This is a genomic window from Mycobacterium sp., assembly GCF_049683355.1.
Classification (GTDB): Bacteria; Actinomycetota; Actinomycetes; order Mycobacteriales; family Mycobacteriaceae; genus Mycobacterium.
On record NZ_JBAUJB010000099.1, the window covers coordinates 1 to 17,385 of the forward strand.

13 protein-coding genes are annotated in these 17,385 nt (G+C 69.2%); 5 read left to right on the top strand and 8 right to left on the bottom strand.

Going from position 1 to position 17,385, the window contains the following annotated elements:
* Positions 1-1,993, bottom strand: a 1,993-nt coding sequence (locus WA944_RS06130) for a UPF0182 family protein (RefSeq protein WP_526646571.1), incomplete at its 3' end; no start/stop codon positions are given.
* An 88-nt stretch (positions 1,994-2,081) separates the two neighbouring features.
* Entirely contained in the window at positions 2,082-3,104 is a 1,023-nt protein-coding gene (locus tag WA944_RS06135) for a YlbL family protein (RefSeq protein ID WP_526372740.1), read from the bottom strand.
* A 92-nt stretch (positions 3,105-3,196) separates the two neighbouring features.
* Here WA944_RS06135 and WA944_RS06140 point away from each other — a divergent pair, with 92 nt between their 5' ends.
* From WA944_RS06140 to WA944_RS06150, 3 genes are read left to right on the top strand one after another with little or no spacing between them, the layout of a single operon-like run.
* A complete protein-coding gene (locus tag WA944_RS06140; RefSeq protein ID WP_526372741.1) occupies positions 3,197-4,597 on the top strand; it encodes a zinc-dependent metalloprotease in 1,401 nt (466 codons plus the stop codon).
* A 57-nt stretch (positions 4,598-4,654) separates the two neighbouring features.
* Positions 4,655-5,497 (top strand): bacteriocin biosynthesis cyclodehydratase domain-containing protein, encoded by an 843-nt coding sequence (locus WA944_RS06145; protein WP_526646574.1) that lies wholly within the window; start codon positions 4,655-4,657, stop codon positions 5,495-5,497.
* 42 nt (positions 5,498-5,539) lie between these two features.
* Positions 5,540-6,877 carry a macrolide-binding ATPase MABP-1 gene (locus WA944_RS06150; protein ID WP_526370322.1) on the top strand — a complete coding sequence of 446 codons (1,338 nt, stop codon included), beginning with the start codon at positions 5,540-5,542 and terminating at the stop codon, positions 6,875-6,877.
* Between the two features lie 19 nt (positions 6,878-6,896).
* Here the strand turns inward: WA944_RS06150 and WA944_RS06155 are convergent, their stop codons facing one another.
* Together WA944_RS06155 and WA944_RS06160 are read right to left on the bottom strand one after the other, a co-directional pair.
* A complete protein-coding gene (locus WA944_RS06155) occupies positions 6,897-7,172 on the bottom strand; it encodes a WhiB family transcriptional regulator (RefSeq protein ID WP_526370324.1) in 276 nt (91 codons plus the stop codon).
* A gap of 466 nt (positions 7,173-7,638) precedes the next feature.
* The gene (locus WA944_RS06160; protein ID WP_526370328.1) at positions 7,639-9,750 is read right to left on the bottom strand and encodes a UvrD-helicase domain-containing protein; all 2,112 of its coding nucleotides are present in this window, start codon (positions 9,748-9,750) and stop codon (positions 7,639-7,641) included.
* Between the two features lie 82 nt (positions 9,751-9,832).
* Here WA944_RS06160 and mrx1 point away from each other — a divergent pair, with 82 nt between their 5' ends.
* The gene (mrx1, locus tag WA944_RS06165; protein ID WP_526609915.1) at positions 9,833-10,087 is read left to right on the top strand and encodes a mycoredoxin Mrx1; all 255 of its coding nucleotides are present in this window, start codon (positions 9,833-9,835) and stop codon (positions 10,085-10,087) included.
* 10 nt (positions 10,088-10,097) lie between these two features.
* Here the strand turns inward: mrx1 and nudC are convergent, their stop codons facing one another.
* Entirely contained in the window at positions 10,098-11,030 is a 933-nt protein-coding gene (gene nudC / locus WA944_RS06170; protein ID WP_526609911.1) for an NAD(+) diphosphatase, read from the bottom strand.
* A complete protein-coding gene (locus tag WA944_RS06175) occupies positions 11,027-12,106 on the bottom strand; it encodes a potassium channel family protein (RefSeq protein WP_526372516.1) in 1,080 nt (359 codons plus the stop codon). Before WA944_RS06175 ends, nudC begins: the two co-directional genes overlap by 4 nt.
* Before the next feature lie 46 nt (positions 12,107-12,152).
* Between WA944_RS06175 and WA944_RS06180 the strand changes: the two genes are divergently transcribed.
* Entirely contained in the window at positions 12,153-12,557 is a 405-nt protein-coding gene (locus WA944_RS06180; protein ID WP_370332204.1) for a DoxX family protein, read from the top strand.
* 14 nt (positions 12,558-12,571) lie between these two features.
* Here the strand turns inward: WA944_RS06180 and WA944_RS06185 are convergent, their stop codons facing one another.
* Positions 12,572-15,826: an ATP-dependent helicase gene (locus tag WA944_RS06185; RefSeq protein ID WP_526609908.1), complete on the bottom strand. Its 3,255-nt coding sequence runs from the start codon at positions 15,824-15,826 to the stop codon at positions 12,572-12,574.
* On the bottom strand, positions 15,823-17,385 hold a 1,563-nt coding region (locus WA944_RS06190; RefSeq protein ID WP_526646576.1), incomplete at its 5' end, for a PD-(D/E)XK nuclease family protein. The genes WA944_RS06190 and WA944_RS06185, both read right to left, overlap by 4 nt.

Below are 17,385 nucleotides of genomic sequence, written 5' to 3' on the forward strand. Positions count from 1 at the left end.
GCTGATACAGCGTCACGGTGCCGTCATAGGCGTCGACGGTGGCCTTGACCGAGTTACGGATGTAGGACACCTGCTTGTCCAACTGCAGCCGGTTCAGCGCCACCTCGGTGGAGTCGGTGGTCGCCGACGACAGCGTCATCAGCTCCGAATACGGGTAGTTGTCCAGCGTGGTGTAACCGTCGACGATCCAGACGATCCGCTCGTCGACGATCGCCGGGTACATCGAGGTGTCGGTGGTCAGCCACGGCGCCACCGCTTTCACCCGCTCGGACGGGTCACGGTTGAACAGGATCTTGCTGTTCTCGTTGATGACGTTGGAGAACAGGAAGTTGCGCTCACCGTACTTCGCGGCGAACACGCTGCGGGAGAGCAAGTTTCCGATCGGCACCCCGCCCTCACCGGTGTAGGTGTAGTTGCGAGTGGCGGTGTTGGTCTCGTAGTCGTACTCGCGCGGCTCCCCGTTCTCGCCGACGATCGCGTAGTCGGCCGGCGTATTCGAGATGACGGGCCCGTAGTAGATGCGCGGCTGCGCCAGGGGGGCCGGTCCCGGTGAGATCACCTCACCGTTCTCGCCCACGACGCTGGCCAGGAACTCCGGGTAGCCGCCGTTCTGGTTGGGGTCGTTGGCCACCCCGCGCACCGTGTTGGCCGGCGAGGCGATGAAGCCGTTGCCGTGGGTGAAGACGGTGTGCCGGTTGATCCAGTCGCGCTGGTTGTCGATCAGCCGGTCCGGGTTCAGCTCACGCGCGGCGACCACGTAGTCGCGCAGGTTGCCGTCCTCGTCGGGGTAGCGGTCCATGTTGAGCCGGTCGGGGAAGTAGTAGAAGTTCTTGCCCTGCTGGAACTGGGTGAACGCCGGGCTGACGATGTTCGGGTCGAGCACCCGGATGTTCGACGTGGTCGCACGGTCGGCGGCCACCTGCTGCGCGGTCGCGGGCGCATTGCCGGGGTAGCTGCGGTAGGTCACCGCTTCCTCGGTGATCCCGTAGGCCTGCCTGGTCGCGGTGATGCTTCGGCTGATGTATTCGCTTTCCTTCTGCGCGGCGTTGGGCCGGACGCTGATCTGCTCGACCACCAGCGGCCAGCCGGCACCGACGACCAGGGACGACAGCAGCAGCAGCACCACACCGATCGCGGGGATCCGCAAGTCACGCAGGAAGATCGCGGAGAACACCGCCACCGCACAGATCAGCGCGATGGCGAGCAGAATCAGCTTCGCGGGCAACACCGCGTTGATGTCGGTGAAGCCGGCACCGGTGAACGGCTTGCCGCCGCGGGTGTGGCTGAGCAACTCGTAGCGGTCGAACCAGTAGGCCACCGCCTTCAGCAGCACAAAAAGGCCGACGAGGGTGATCAGCTGGATCCGCGCCGCGCGGCTGAGCGCACCGGCGCGACCGGTCAGCCGGATACCACCGAACAGGTAGTGGCCCAGCAGGTTGGCGACGAACGCCAGGAACACGGCGACGAACAGGTAGGACAGCACCAGCCGATAGAACGGCAGATCGAAGGCATAGAAGCCCAGATCGATGCCGAACTGCGGGTCGGAGACACCGAAGCTGCCGCCGTGCAGGAACAACTGCACCCGGTCCCAGTAGCTCTGCGCCACGAAACCCGACAGCACACCGATGAACGCCGGCACCCCGATGCCCACCAGGCGCAACCGCGACATCACCGCGGTGCGGTAGCGGGCCACCGGATCGTTGGGTCCCGCCGTCGGGACGAACACCGGCCGGGTGCGGTAGGCCAGCGCCAGCGCGGCGAACACCACCGCACCGATGAGAAGTGCGACGACGAAGAACAACACGACGCGGGTGATGATCTGAGTGGTCCACACCGAGCGGTAACCCAACTCACCGAACCACAACCAGTTGACGTAGGTGTCGATGAATCGGGGCCCGATCAGCAACAACACCACGACGGCCAGCGCGACCGCGATCAGAATTCGGCTTCGTCTCGTCAGCGCCGGCATTTTCGCCGCAGGCCGCATCCCCACTCGATCACTCCAGTCTCGAACATTCCCAGCGGTTGCGCAGGGACAATAACTAAGTCCTCACTGTACGCACTTGGCCCAGAGCGCACCGTCAGCAACGGGGGGGTTCGCCCCCGGCAGAAAGAGTGCGCAGCGCGTCGATCGTCTGCCCGAGAGTTTCCACCTTCAGCAGTTCGATGCCGTCCTCGTCGGCGGTCTTGGCCTCGTCGCAGTTCTCCGCAGGGACCAGGAACACACTGGCGCCGGCCTCTCTGGCGGCGACGATCTTGTGGGTGATGCCCCCGATCGAGCCGACCTCGCCGTCGCCGGAGATGGTGCCGGTACCGGCCACCGACATCGAGCCGTTGATGTCGCCGGTGGTCAGCTTGTCGACCACGGCCAGGCTGAACATCAGGCCCGCGGACGGTCCGCCCACGTTGGCGAGGTTGAACTCGACGCGAAACGGCGCCCACGGCGCGTCCAGCACGCCGACCCCGAGCAGGCCCTGGTCCTTGTCGGGGTGTTCACCGAGGGTGATCTCGGCGATCCCGGCCGGGGCGTTCTTGCGGCGGTAGTCGACGACGATGGTGTCGCCGGGCGTGGTGTCCTCGAGGATCGCCTGGAACTCGTCGAGCGTGGCCACCGGCTGGTTGTCGACCGCGTCGATGGCGTCACCGGGCTGCAGCTTGCCCTCGGACGCTCCGTCGGCATCGACGGTGCGCACGGTGACGGCCATCGGGTACTCCAGGTAGTCCAGCGCGGCGTACTCGGCGCTGTCCTCGGACCGCCGGAAGTCGGTGCTGTTCGCCTCGTCGATCTCTTCCCTGGTCTTGTCCGGCGGGTACACCAGGTCGCGCGGGAGCAGCTGGTCTCGACCCGATGCCCAGAACACCAGGGCCTGTCCCAGCGTCAGTCCGTCGCGCTGCGAGACCGTGGTCATGCTGAGCTCACCGGTGGTGGGGTGCAGATCAGCGCCCTCGATGTCGACGATCTGCATTCCGTCGATCTCACCGAGGGTGTTGAACGTCGGGCCGGGGCCCAGCGCTACGTAGGGCACCGTCACCGCCGTCAGCAGAATGCCGAACGTCAAAATCGGCACCAGCGCGACGATCAGGGTCGCGATCCTCCTGTTCACGCCGCCCACAGTAGAGGTACCGCCGGACGGGTTCACTGACAGCGTGACCCGCATCGCCGCACGGCGGCGCCGTGGTGAGTACGGTTGAAGGCATGGCTGACCCGCCTTTCGGCTTCTCCGCCGGGGACGACCCCGAGCGTGACAAGCGCAAGAAAGACCCTGGATCCGGTGGCGACCCCTTCGGGGGTGCATTCCCGGGGGGCAACGAGTTCGACATGTCGCAACTGGGTCAGATCTTCAGCAAGCTCGGTGAGATGTTCAGCGGCGCAGGCACCGCGGCGCCCGGCGCGCCCGGGTCCGGACCGGTCAACTACGACCTGGCCCGTCAGCTCGCGTCGAACTCCATCGGGTTCGTGGCACCGGTGCCCGAACAGACCCGCACCGCCATCGTCGACGCGGTCCGGTTGGCCGAGACGTGGCTGGACGGGGCCACCCCGCTGCCCGCCGGGACCACCCAGTCGGTGGCGTGGACGCCGACCGACTGGATCGACAACACGCTGGACACCTGGAAGCGGCTGTGTGACCCGGTCGCCGAGCAGATCTCGACGGTGTGGGCCTCGGCGTTACCCGAGGAAGCCAAGGCTATGGCCGGCCCGCTGTTGTCGATGATGTCTCAGATGGGCGGCATGGCGTTCGGCTCGCAGCTCGGCCAGGCGCTGGGCAAACTTTCCCGAGAAGTGTTGACCTCCACCGATATCGGCCTGCCGCTGGGCCCCAAGGGCGTCGCGGCGCTGATGCCCGAAGCGATCGAGGCCCTGGCCGAGGGCCTCGAGCAGCCGCGCAGCGAGGTCGTCACGTTCCTCGCCGCGCGCGAGGCCGCCCACCATCGGTTGTTCAGCCATGTGCCGTGGCTGTCGGGTCAGTTGCTCAGCACCGTCGAGGCGTTCGCCAAGGGCACGAAGATCGACATGAGCGGCATCGAGGAGTTCGCCCGCGGCTTCAACCCGGCCTCCCTGACGGATCCGTCCGAGATGGAGCAACTGCTCAACCAGGGCATCTTCGAGCCGAAGACCACCCCTGAGCAGGCCGTGGCCCTCGAACGGCTGGAGACGATGCTGGCCCTGATCGAGGGTTGGGTGCAGACGGTGGTCTCCGACGCTCTCGGGGACCGCATCCCCGGCACACCCGCGCTCAGTGAGATGCTGCGCCGGCGACGCGGCACCGGCGGCCCGGCCGAGCAGACGTTCGCCACGCTGGTCGGTCTGGAACTGCGACCCCGCAAGATGCGGGAGGCCGCGACGCTGTGGGAGCGCCTGACCGAGGCCGTCGGCGCCGACGCCCGCGACGGGGTCTGGCAGCATCCCGACCTGCTGCCGAGCGCATCGGACCTGGACGAACCCGCCGGCTTCATCGACCGGATGGTGGGTGGCGACACCAGCGGGATGGACAGTGAGATCGAGGCGGCTCTCGCTGACATCGAACGTCGCATCTCCGACCCAGAGCGGGATCCCGAGCGCGACGACGACGGAACGAGCTCGGACCCGAAGGACTAGCCCCGGCCCCTGTGGATAACCCGGCTCGGGCGCGTCGCGGCGTGTCAGTGTCGTCGTATGACGCGATATGCGCTCAACCCGGCGACGCCGGTGCTGTCCCGGCCCGACGGCACCGTGCAGGTGGGCTGGAATCCGCTCCGGGCGATCATCGTCCACCCCCCGGCGGGCCTGTCGTCGGAGGTGCTGACCGGGTTGCTGCGCGCGTTGCAGTCGACAGCCACGATCCCCGAGTTGCAGGCGATACTCCCCGACCGCGCCGACACGTCCGTGGTCGCCGGGCTGGTCACGCACCTGGTGGAGGCCGGCGCGGTCACCGTGGTGGCACCGCGGCGCACCCGCGCGGTGTCGATCCGCGTTCACGGCAACGGCCCGTTGTCCGATCTGCTGACCGCGTCCCTGCGATGCAGCGGGGTACGGATCAGTCAGAGCAGCAGAACCCACGCCCGCACCGGCTCCGTCGACCTGGCCGTGCTCACCGACAACCTGGTCGCCGACCCGCGCGTGGTGCGCGAACTGCACGACGCCGGCGTGCCGCACCTGGCGGTGCGGGTCCGCGACGGCAGCGGGCTGATCGGCCCGCTGGTCATCCCCGGCGTGACGAGCTGCCTGCGCTGCGCTGACCTGCACCGCAGCGACCGTGACGCCGCCTGGCCTGCAGTGGCGGCGCAACTGAGCCAGACCGTGGGCACCGCCGACCGGGCGACGGTTCTGGCGACCGCCGGCCTGGCACTCAACGAGGTCGAGCACGTCGTCCGCGCGGTCCGCAACGACACCGGACGGGACAGTGGGGCGGTACCCCCGGCGCCTCCGGCGACCATCGACACCACGCTGGAATTCGACGTCGCGACCGGCTCGATCGCCGCCCGTCGATGGTCGCGGCATCCCGACTGCACCTGCTGACGAAACCCGTCCCCAACTAGTTGGTAGAAGTGCCGCGCCGTCGTGGATGATGGAGTGGTGAGTGACATCAAGCGTGGGCGCGCCGCGCGTAACGCGAAGCTCGCGTCGCTGCCTGTGGGAATGGCCGGGCGGGCCGCACTGGGCTTCGGTAAGCGTCTGACCGGCAAGTCCAGGGATGACGTCAACGCCGAGCTGATGGACCGCGCGGCTCAGCAGTTGTTCACCGTGCTCGGTGAGCTCAAGGGTGGCGCGATGAAGGTCGGCCAGGCGCTCTCGGTCATGGAGGCCGCGATCCCCGAGCAGTACGGCAAGCCGTACCGCGAGGCGCTGACCAAGCTGCAGCGTGAAGCACCGCCGCTGCCCGCGCCCAAGGTGCACCGGGTCCTCGATCAGCAGCTGGGCACCAGGTGGCGAGACCGGTTCCAGTCGTTCGACGACAAGTCCATCGCGTCGGCCAGCATCGGGCAGGTGCACAAGGCCGTATGGGCCGACGGCCGCGAGGTCGCGGTCAAGATCCAGTACCCCGGCGCCGACGAGGCGTTGCGCGCCGACCTCAAGACCATGCAGCGGATGGTCGGTGTGCTCAAGCAGATCTCCCCGGGCGCCGACGTTCAGGGCGTCGTCGACGAGCTGATCCAGCGCACCGAGATGGAACTGGACTACCGCCTCGAGGCCGACAATCAGCGCGCCTTCGCCAAGGCCTACCAGGGCGACCCGGACTTCGTGGTGCCGCAGGTGGTGGCCAGCGCGCCGAAGGTCGTCGTGCAGGAATGGATCGACGGCATCCCGCTGTCGCAGATCATCCGCGAGGGAACTCAGGAACAGCGCGATCTGATGGCCACCCGGATGTTCGTGTTCGCCAACGACGCGCCGCGGAGACTCGAGATGGTGCACGGCGACGCCCATCCCGGCAACTTCATGCTGATGTCCGGAGACCGGATGGGCGTCATCGACTTCGGCGCGGTGGCGCCGATGCCGGGCGGCTGGCCCACCGAGCTGGGCCAGATCCTGCGCTACGCGGTGGACAAGAACTACGACAAGCTGCTGCCCGCGATGGAGACGATGGGGTTCATCCAGAAGGGCCAGCAGGTCTCCGTCGCCGAGATCGACGACATGCTCAAGCAGTACGTCGACCCACTGCAGGTTCCGGTGTTCCATTACACCCGCAAGTGGCTGCAGCGGATGACGACGCTGGAGCTCGACAAGGCCGCCGGCCAGATCAAGGCCGCCCGCCAGATGGACATCCCGCCGAAGCTGGCGATCCCGATGCGGGTGATCGCGTCGATCGTGGCGATCTCCTGCCAGCTCGACGCGCACGTCCCGACCCGCCGCATCGCCGAGGAGACGATGCCGGGGTTCGCCGACCCCGACGCGGTGTAGCGCCGGGGCCGGCCGAGACTCACGCGGCGACAGGCTCTTTCGTGTCCTTGCGGGGCCGACCTCGGGGCCGCTTGCGGGCTATGACGGTACCCCGCTCGAAGATCTCGCCGCCCCACACGCCCCACGGTTCCTGACGTTCCAGCGCAGCGTTCAGGCATTCGCGCCGGATCGGGCACTGGGCACACAGCGCTTTGGCCTGCTCCAGGTCCCCCGGGTTCTCGGCGAACCAGAGATCGGGGTCCCCATCGCGACACGGAACCGCCAGTCTTGTTCTCTCACATGTCAGGGGAGACATGTCCAGTCCTCTGCTTCCTCGTTCGTTGACTCTGTCGGCCATCTGTCTGGGATGGATCTGCGACCAGGTCTTCGAGTTCGAGAGGCTGTGACGAGCCCTGAAACGAATCTGGCCACGGATCCGGGTGATTGCGGGTCCGTGGCCTGAGGGCGTTTCGTGGGCTCTGGCTAGATGGAGCCCCGATTCACGGACGCGGCAGTCGTGCCGGCTGCGGCGCGGCGCTTACGCGGCGCCGCAATAGCGGCGGTAGCCGGGATGGCGGCGGCGGGATGCGCCCAAGCAAAGGCGTGGAAGGTCCCCGGCATGCCGGCAACGCGTGCAGCGCGTACGCCGCCGAAGACGTTGTTGCTTGTCATGATCGAGACACCCTCCTTTCGCACATGGCCGTCGTCTGTGTGTTCTGAGGCTAGACGGCAGCAGCCAAACCCGACAAGCGATTTTCTGACCAGCAGGTTTGGCACGATTTTTACGACGTTTGGCGGCTCTTGACCATCGACAGCACGTCGGGGCCGAACTGTTCGAGCTTGCGGGCGCCGATGCCGGGGATGGCGACCAGCGCGGCGTCGTCGGTCGGCATCTCCTCGGCGATCGCGATCAGGGTGTTGTCGGTGAACACCACGTAGGCGGGCACGCTCATCTCCTTGGAGATCCGCAGCCGCCAGTCCTTGAGTTCGGCGAGCAGCTGCTCGTCGAGGTCGGACGGACAGTTCTCACACCGGCGCAGCACGATCGCCGCCGGCGAGGACAGCGCGGAGTTGCAGACCCGGCAGCGCGGCGCCGGACCCCGAGGTTTGCGTGACCGGCTCGGGCCGTCGTCGCGTTGCGATTGCGGCGCGATGCCGTTGAGGAAACGCGACGGCCGCCTGCCCTGCCGGCCGCCCGGAGTCCGGGCCAGCGCCCAGCTGAGCGCCAGATGCATTCGCGCCCTGGTGATTCCGACGTACAGCAGCCGCCGTTCCTCCTCCACGGGTTCGCTGTCCGGGCCGTGGGACAGCGCGTGGGAGATGGGCAGCGTGCCGTCGGCGAGCCCGACCAGGAACACCGCGTCCCACTCCAGGCCCTTGGCCGCGTGCAACGACGCCAGCGTGACGCCCTGCACCACCGGTGGGTGGCGGGCGTCGGCGCGCTGGCGCAACTCGACGACCAGGGCCCGCAGGTCGAGTTGCGGGCGCTGCGCGACTTCCTCGTCGACCAGTTCGGCCAGCGCGACCAGCGCCTCCCAGCGCTCCCGGGCCTTGGTGCCCGCCGGCGGTTCGGTGGTCAGCCCCAGCGGCTCCAGCGTCGCCCGCACGACGTCCGGCAGCGGCTGTTCGAGGTCGCCGGTGTCGCGTTCGGCGGTGCGCTGCAGGGCCAGCAGTGCCTGCCGGATCTCCTGGCGGCTGAAGAATCCTTCCCCGCCGCGGACCTGGTACGGGACACCCACTTCGGTGAGCGCCTCCTCGTAGACCTCCGACTGCGCGTTGATGCGGTAGAGCACCGCCACCTCAGCGGGCGCCGTGCCCGAGTCGAGGAGCTTCTTGATGTTGCGCGCCACCGTCGCCGCCTCGGCGACCTCGTCGGGGAACTCGCTGAACGTCGGCTCGGGCCCGGGTGGCCGCTGGCCGACGAGGTGTAGCTTGCTGCCCGCCATCCGGCCGCGGGCCGCGGCGATCACCCGGTTGGCCAGCGACACCACCTGCGGGGTCGACCGGTAGTCCCGCTCCAGGCGGATCACCGCGGCCTCGGGGAAGCGCCTGGAAAAGTCCAGGAGCTGCCGCGGGGAGGCACCGGTGAACGAGTAGATGGTCTGGTTGGCGTCACCGACGACGGTGAGGTCGTCACGGTTGCCGAGCCAGGCGTCCAGGACGCGCTGCTGCAGCGGGGTGACGTCCTGGTATTCGTCGACCACAAAGCAGCGGTAACGGTCCCGGAACTCCTGGGCCACCGCGGCGTCGTTCTCGATCGCCGCGGCGGTGTGCAGCAGCAGGTCATCGAAGTCGAGCAGCATGAGGTCGGTCCCGCGGGCTTTGAGTGTCTCGTAGCCGGCGTACACCGTGGCGACCTTGCCTGCGTCGAACGGGATGTCACGCCCGACCGCGGCGACCGCGGACGGGTAATCCTCGGGACTGATCAACGAGGCCTTGGCCCATTCGATCTCACCGGCGAGGTCGCGGACGTCGTCGGTGCTGGTCGGCAACCCACCGCGGTTGGCGGCTTGGGCGACGATCGAGAACTTGGTGTCCAGCAACTGCCACTGGGTGCTTCCCACCACCCGGGGCCAGAAGTATGACAGCTGGCGACGGGCCGCGGCGTGGAACGTCATCGCCTGCACGGCCCCGGTGCCGGTGCCGTCGTCGAGCGCACGCAGCCGCCCGCGCATCTCCCCCGCCGCGCGTTGGGTGAACGTCACCGCGAGCACCTGTGCGGGTGCGACGTGCCCAGCGGTCACCAGGTGGGCGATCCGACGGGTGATGGTGCGGGTCTTGCCGGTGCCGGCGCCGGCCAGCACGCAGACAGGTCCGCGGGCGGCGAGCACCGCCTCCCGCTGCTCCTCGTCGAGGTCGCCCAGCAACCGGTCACGCGAGGCCGTTGGGGACATGCCGACCATCATGTCAGCGCGGCCCGACATTCGTGGGCCGCGACGCGGGCATGCGGGCGGCATCGGCTACGTTGATGTGCTTATGAGCTCCGACGACACCGCTGCGGTGACCATGTACACCACCACGTGGTGTGGCTACTGCGTCCGCCTGAAGAAAGTCCTCAAGAACGAGGGCATCGCCTTCACCGAGGTCGACATCGAGGCCGATCCGGCCGCCGCCGAATTTGTGGCCTCGGCCAACGGCGGGAATCAGACCGTGCCCACGTTGCGGTTCGCCGACGGTTCCACGCTGACGAATCCGAGCGGGGCGCAGGTCAAGGCCAAGCTCGCCGGCTGATCCTGGCCGGCTAGTCCAGGGCCGCCCAGGATTCGATGATCTCCCGGGCGATCGAGATGGAGCCGGGCAGCAGTAACCGCGAGGAGCTGTCGCTGCTCCAATCCCCCAGCTCCAACGCCTCGCGGATCTCGCTGCGGGTGAACCATCCCGCCTCGGCGATCTCGCCGTCGTTGAACGAGAACTCCTGCTCGGGTTCGCCGAGCGCGTGGAATCCGACCATCAGCGACCGCGGGAACGGCCACGGCTGGCTGCCCAGGTACTCGACATCGGTGACGGTCAGGCCGATCTCCTCGGAGATCTCGCGAACCACACAGGATTCGAACGACTCGCCGGCCTCGACGAACCCGGCCAGAATCGAGAACAACCGCTCCGGCCACAGCGTCTGACGGGCCAGCACAGCGCGGTCGTGTCCGTCGTGCACCAGACAGATCACCGCGGGGTCGATGCGCGGGAACTCTTCTCGCCCGGTCGCCGGGTTCACCCGTGACCAGCCCGCCTTGATCGCCGTGGTGGCCGACCCGTCGACGGGGCTGAACCGGGCGCTGTCATGCCAATTCAACAGCGCGGTGGCGGTCGCCACCAGCTGCGCACTGACGTCGTCGAACACCTCTCCGGCCCGACGCAGATCCAGCACCTCGGTCGGTGCCCGGGGATCCTCCGGAGGCTGGAGCTCGGCGCGGATCGCCCAGGCATGACGGCCGTCGGCGAGACGTCCGAGGAACACCGCGTCCTGCGGCGGCGCGTCACCCACCTCGGCGGCCCGGCCGAGCACCGCCCGACCCTCGGAGATCAGCACCCGGTTGCGGCGGTCCACCCGCAGCAGCAGGGCGTCCGGCCATCCCGCGACGGCCGCGTCGACGTCGGTGCGCAGCGCGTCGGCGCGGTCGGCACCGACCCGCGACAGCAGCGGGATGTTCCGCAGCCGGAACCCCGGCGCGCTCATCGGTCGCTGTCCGCGCTGCGGATGAACAGCAGCCGATCCCCGAGCTCGAGCGCGTCGACCTCCGGGTCGTCCACGCGCAGCAACTTCTGGTTGCGCACCACACCGAGGACGATGTCGCTCTGGTGCCGCGGCGACCCGCCGGCCTCCTTCGGGGTGACCTCCCGCTCGCCGATCGCGAACCCGGCATCCGGGGTCAGCAGATCCTCCATCATCTCGACGACGCTGGGAGTCTGCACCGCGATGCCGAGCAACCGGCCGGCGGTCTCGGAGGTCACCACGGTCGAGTCGGCACCGGACTGCCGGAGCAGGTGCTGGTTCTCGGCCTCGCGCACCGCGGCGATGATCTTGGCCTTAGGTGCGAGTTCCCGTGCGGTGAGGGTGACGAGGACGGCGGTGTCGTCACGATTGGCGGCCACGATGATGGACTTGGCGTGCTGCACGCTGGCCAGCCGCAGCACTTCGGAGTCCGTGCCGCTGCCGCGGACCGTGACCAGCCCGGCGCTCTTGGCGCGCTCGAGTGCCGCCGGGTTCTCGTCGACGACCACGATGTCGGCCGGGGCCATCTCATCGCCGACCATCGCCGCGACCGCAGTGCGGCCTTTGGTGCCGTAGCCGATGACGACCGTGTGGTTGCGCACGTTGTTCCTCCACTGCTGGATCCTGAATGCCTGCCGCGACTCGGTGGTCAGTGTCTCCACCGTCGTACCGATGAGCACGATCAGGAACGCCACCCTCAGCGGCGTGATGATCACGATGTTGACCAGCCGGGCGGTCTCGGTGATGGGGGCGATGTCGCCGTATCCGGTCGTCGACAGCGAAACCGTCGCGTAATAGAAGCAGTCGAGCAGCGACAGGCCGTTCTTCTGGGTGTCGCTGTACCCGTCACGGTCGATGTAGACGATGAGCACCACCGCGCACAGCACGCCCATCGCGATGACGATCCGCTTGGTGATCCGCACCCAGGGACTGGCCACCTCATGCGGGATCTCGACACGATCGACGAGCGAGTGCACCGGTTGATCGGCGAGTGACCGATTGATCCTGCCGAGCCGGCGCCGTAAGCGCCCTCTAACCATGGGGGTCCGTCACCGTCGGAGCCTGCAACACCAGCACAATGTAACCATGACCTCCCCCCCGCCCGAACTGCAGCAGATCACCACTTCGTCGCGTGGCGCCAAGATGGGTGCCTGGCTGATCGGGATGGGGGTGCTGCACTTCGCCGCCCCGAAACCGTTCGACACCATCGTCCCGGTCGAACTCCCCGGCAGCGCGCGCTTCTACACGCTCGCCTCGGGTGTCGCCGAGGTCGCCGTCGGCGGCATGCTGGTGGCCCCCAAGACCCGCCGGGTGGGCGCGCTGGCGGCAATCGCGCTGTTCCTCGGCGTGTTCCCGGGGAACGTGAACATGGTCAGGATGTGGTTCAACGATCCGACCAAGTCGCTGCCGATGCGTCTGATCGCCATCGCCCGGTTGCCCCTGCAGATCCCGATGATCCTGCAGGCGCTGAAGGTCTACCGGGAGAGTTAGCCCGGCCCTCGGGATCACGCGGCCGGCAGTTCCATCAGTTCGGCCACCTCCTCGGCGCTGAGCAGCGCATCGGGGACGATGGTGCGCCCACTGCGCACGTAGTGGAATGCGGCGCGCACCGTCGAGACCGGGCAGCCCCGCAGCCCCGCCCACGCCAGTCGGTAGACCGACAGCTGAACAGCGTTGAGCTGCAGTTCTTCCGGCGTGGACGGAGGCTCACCGGTCTTCCAGTCCACCACCGTCACCCCACCGTCGTCGTCGGCGAAGACCGCGTCGATGCGCCCGCGCACCACCCGCCCGCCGAGCACCATGTCGAACGGCACCTCCACATCGAGCGGGGTGCGCGCCGCCCAGGCGGACACCGCGAACGCCGCCTGCAACTCCTCGAGCTCGCCGCGGTCCTGGCGATCGGCATCCACCGCACCGGGCAGGTCGTCAAGGTCGAACAGCTTCTCGGCCTGGAAGTACCGTTGCACCCACTCGTGGAACGCCGTTCCCAACAGCGCTTGGGAATCCGGACGCCGCGGCAGCCGCCGGTGAAGTCGCTGCGCCGCAGCCTCGGGATCGCGACCGAGATCGACCAATGTGCTCACCGACAGCTGCGTCGGCAGCGGCGGGGTGGGCCGGTGTGCGGCGAGTTCGCGTTCGGCGAGCAGCGCGTCGACGTCGGCGGCCCAGCCGTGCACGTCGGCGGAGCCGTCGTCGGTTCCGTCCGCCAACGCCCGTGCCACCAACTCGGCGCCGCGGTCGACGTGCTCGCGGCGACCCCCGACCGGGTCGACGGGCCACATGGCCTCGACTATCTGATCGCGCAGCGGGTTCGGTTCACCGTCTGCAGGGGCGTCGGCCCAGACGTCCACGGCCCCGCACGGGGTCCCTGCCGCGGCGGACTCGTCGATGACATACTTGAGTTCACTCAGGAACGTCGACGGGCCCCGGGGTTTGGCCCCGGTGGCGCCCCAGTGATGGCCCGACAGGAGCAGGGTGTGCTCGGCGCGGGTGACCGCGACATAGAGCAGTCGCCGCTCCTCGTCGGTCCGCCGCTGGTCGAGGCTGCGCTTGTGTTCGGAGATCCTGTCCGACAACGCTTTGCGGTCGTTGACCGTCGAGGTGTCGAGGACCGGGACCCCGTGTGCGGACACGGTCGCGCAGTCACCGCGCAGCAGCGGCGGCAGGTCGGCCGCGTCGGACAGCCAGGTGCGCGGGGACGCCGTCGAGGGGAACACCCGTCCACTGAGGTGCGGCACCGCCACGATCTGCCATTCCAGACCTTTGGCCGCGTGCACCGTCAGGATCTGCACCCGATCGGCGGCCACCGTGATCTCGGCGGGCGCCAGCCCGTTCTCGACCTGTTCAGCCGTGTCGAGGAACGCCAGCAGCGCCGACACCGTGGCGCCGGGCCGGGCGGAGAAGTCGGCGACCACGTCGCCGAAGCGGTCGAGGTGTTCGGTTCCCGCCCAGCCCACCGAAACCGGTTGCGTGGCCCTGACTTCCGCGTCGACGCCGAGGAGACGACGGACCTCGGCGACCAGCTCGGGCAGCGGGCTGTCGAGGTGGGCACGCAGCCCCGTCAACTCCCGGCCCAACGCCACGATCCTCGGGTACCCGATCGGGGAGTAAGCGGCGGCAGGCCCCGGGTCGCAGAGCGCATCGGCCAGGCACGCCGCGTCGGCATCCGGGGCGACCTGTGCGAGGGCCTGATCGACCCCGCCCCGAGGCGCCGACGCACCGACGTCGTCGAGCTGTACGGCGCGCCGCCACAAGGCGGTGATGTCACGCGCACCCAGACGCCAGCGGGGACCGGTGAGGACCCGCATCGCCGCAGCTCCCGTCATGGGGTCGGCCGCCAGCCGCAGCATCGCGACCACATCGGCGACCTCGGGCACCGAGAGCAGCCCGGCCAGGCCGACGACCTCCACCGCCACCCCGCGCCGGGTGAGCGCCTCGGCCATCGGAGCGGCATCGGCGTTGCGGCGCACCAGGACTGCGGCCGTGGGAGCTGCACCGGCCGCGCTGACGTCCTCGTGGTAGAGCCGCGCCACCTTCTCGGCCACCCATTCGCGTTCGGCCACCACGTCGGGCAGCAAGGCACAGCGCACGTCGCCGCCACCGGCGTCGGGGCGGGCCTGCAGCGACCGCACCGCCACCGACCGGTGCCGTGCATCCGCCGACACCGCGTTGGCCAGGTGTAGCACCTCGGGAGGGTTGCGCCAGCTGGTGCGCAATTCCAGACTGGGCGCCGGGCTGCCGTCCGACAGGGGGAAGTCGGTGGTGAACCGCGGCAGGTTGGTCGCCGAGGCGCCGCGCCACCCGTAGATCGACTGGATGGGATCACCGACGGCCGTCAGCGCCAGCCCGTCGTCGGCGCCGCCGCCGAACAACGACGACAGCGCCACCCGCTGCGCGTGCCCGGTGTCCTGGTACTCGTCGAGCAGCACCACCCGGTAGCGCTGCCGCAGTTGCTCACCGACCTGGGGGTACCGGGACGCCAGCCGCGCGGCCGAGGCCATCTGCATGCCGAAGTCGAGGACCCGTTCGTCGCGCATCCGCCGGTGCAGCGCGTCGATCAGCGGGATCAGCGCGGTGCGTTCGGTCTGGGTGGCCAGCATCTGCAGCAGCCACTGGCTGGGTCCTTTGTCGCGCTGGTGCCGGCCGGCCGGCAACGTGTGCACCAGCCGCTCGAGCTCGATGTGGGTGTCACAGAGCTGTTCGGTGTCCACGAGGTGCTCGGCCAGCGCACCGGCCAGCCGCAGCACCATCGCGGTGATCGCCGCGGGTGACTTCTCGGTGTCCAGCGCGCCGGGATGCTCACACACCACCCGGAACGCCAACTGCCACAGCTCCGTCTCGCCGAGCAGCCGGGCGTCGGGCTCGACCGGAAGCAGCAGGCCGTATTCACGCAGCAGCGTGCCCGCGAATGCGTGGTAGGTGCCGACCGTGACGGGGTCGTCGCTGAGGTCGGGGGTGGGGGTGCCGGGAATCAGCAGTCCGGCACCGGCGAGGCGGGCCAGCCGGGAGCGGACCCGGCGCAACAGCTGGCTTGCTGCCTTGCGGGTGAACGTCAGACCCAGCACCTCGCCGGGACGGGCGTATCCGTTGGCGGCCAACCACACCACCCGCGCCGCCATCGTCTCGGTCTTGCCCGCACCGGCGCCGGCGATCACCACCAGCGGACCCGGCGGCGCGGCGATGACCGCGGCCTGCTCCTCGGTCGGCGCGAAAAGGCCGAGAGCGGAGGACAACTCGGTGGGGCTGTACCGCGGCGTCATGACTGTTCACTCCTGGTCTCCTGGGCGGGGCACATGGTCCGGACCGGGCAGTGCGCGCAGCCGTCGTTGACCCGCGCGAGGAACTGCGGACCCTGCGTCGCCGCGGCGGCCCGATGAATCAGCGAGTGCCACTCGGCGTGGCCGTCGCGGGTCATCGGAGCCTGATCGCGTTCGGTCGCCCCGCCGCCGCGGGCCTTGCCGATGTAGACGAGGCGTCCGCCCCCGGGCTCGTCCCCCTCGGCGAGCAGCCCTTCGGCGACGGCCAGCTGGTACATCGCCAGCTGGGCGTGGGCCTGGGCGTCGTCCTTGCTGACGGGGCTCTTGCCGGTCTTGATGTCGACGACGACGAGTCTGCCCTCACTGTCGCGCTCGAGGCGGTCGAGACGGCCGCGGACCCGCACCGCGGGGGACCCGTCGCCGGGATGGGCGACTTGTCCGTCCACCTCGACCTCGGTTCCGACCTCGGTGAGCTCGTGGCGGGTGTCCGCACGCCAGCGCAGGAACGCCGACAGCATCTCCAGGTGGCGGACCAGCTCGTTGTCGGCGTGCCACTGCGCGTCGAAAGGCAGTTCACTCCAGACCTTCTCGAGGTCGTTGAGCATCTGGGACTCCGTCTTGCCCGACTCGGACACCAGGGCGTGCACCAACGACCCCAGCGCGGAGCGCACGTCACGCCCGGCGGAACCGCCGTGCCGTTCGAGCAGCCACCGCAGCGGGCAGTCCGAGAGCATCTGCAAGGTCGACGGCGACAACGTCACCACGTGGGCGTCGCCGTCCCCGCCGTCCCACAGTGGTTCCTCGGTGGACAGTGCGCGCATGCCATACCAGGACGACGGGTCGGTGCCGTGCACACCGGCCGCGGCGAGACGCGCCAACTGTGCTGCCGCACAATATCTCTCCTCATCGGACACCGCACCGGGAGCCGAACAGACCACCGACCGCAGGCGTCCGACAAGCGCCGCCGGGGCCAGCACCCGGGGAGCCCGGATCGGCGCGGCGTCCTCGGCGAGCGGTTCGGTCGCCACCGCGCTGAGCTCGCGACAGAAAGACGACGGAAGCATCGCGTCATCCCCGTCGTCGCTGTCGACGGCCGTCACCAACAGCCTGCTGCGCGCGCGGCCCATGGCCGCGATCAGCAGCCGGCGTTCCTCGGCGAGCAGCGGTGCCCTGCTGGAGAGTCCACGCTCCCCGGCGTCGGCGACACCATCGATGACATCGACCAGCTGCTGGGTGGCGAGCACCCCGCCGCGTGGAGAGACGTTGGGCCACAGACCTTCCTGTAGTCCTGCAATCACCACGAAGTCCCACTCGCGACCCAACGACGAGTGCGCGCTGAGCACCGCGACCGCGTCGGTGCGAGGAGCGTCGTCGCGGCGGACGGGAGGCAGCGCGAGTGCGGCGACGTGGTCGATCAGTCCGCGCAGCGAGGCCCCCGCTGTCCGCGCGACGTACTGTTCGGCGACGTCGAACAGCGCGGTGACGGCGTCGAGGTCACGCTCGGCCTGGGCCGCCGCCGGCCCACCGCGCTCGGCCGCGGCCAACCACCGCCGCTGCAACCC

Coding starts and splice junctions, on each gene's coding strand:
- WA944_RS06140 (WP_526372741.1), top strand. CDS start 3,197: ATGGCTGACCCGCCTTTCGGCTTCTCCGCCGGGGACGACCCCGAGCGT.
- WA944_RS06145 (WP_526646574.1), top strand. CDS start 4,655: ATGACGCGATATGCGCTCAACCCGGCGACGCCGGTGCTGTCCCGGCCC.
- WA944_RS06155 (WP_526370324.1), bottom strand. CDS start 7,172: ATGTCTCCCCTGACATGTGAGAGAACAAGACTGGCGGTTCCGTGTCGC.
- WA944_RS06160 (WP_526370328.1), bottom strand. CDS start 9,750: ATGTCCCCAACGGCCTCGCGTGACCGGTTGCTGGGCGACCTCGACGAG.
- mrx1 (WP_526609915.1), top strand. CDS start 9,833: ATGAGCTCCGACGACACCGCTGCGGTGACCATGTACACCACCACGTGG.
- nudC (WP_526609911.1), bottom strand. CDS start 11,030: ATGAGCGCGCCGGGGTTCCGGCTGCGGAACATCCCGCTGCTGTCGCGG.
- WA944_RS06175 (WP_526372516.1), bottom strand. CDS start 12,106: ATGGTTAGAGGGCGCTTACGGCGCCGGCTCGGCAGGATCAATCGGTCA.
- WA944_RS06180 (WP_370332204.1), top strand. CDS start 12,153: ATGACCTCCCCCCCGCCCGAACTGCAGCAGATCACCACTTCGTCGCGT.
- WA944_RS06185 (WP_526609908.1), bottom strand. CDS start 15,826: ATGACGCCGCGGTACAGCCCCACCGAGTTGTCCTCCGCTCTCGGCCTT.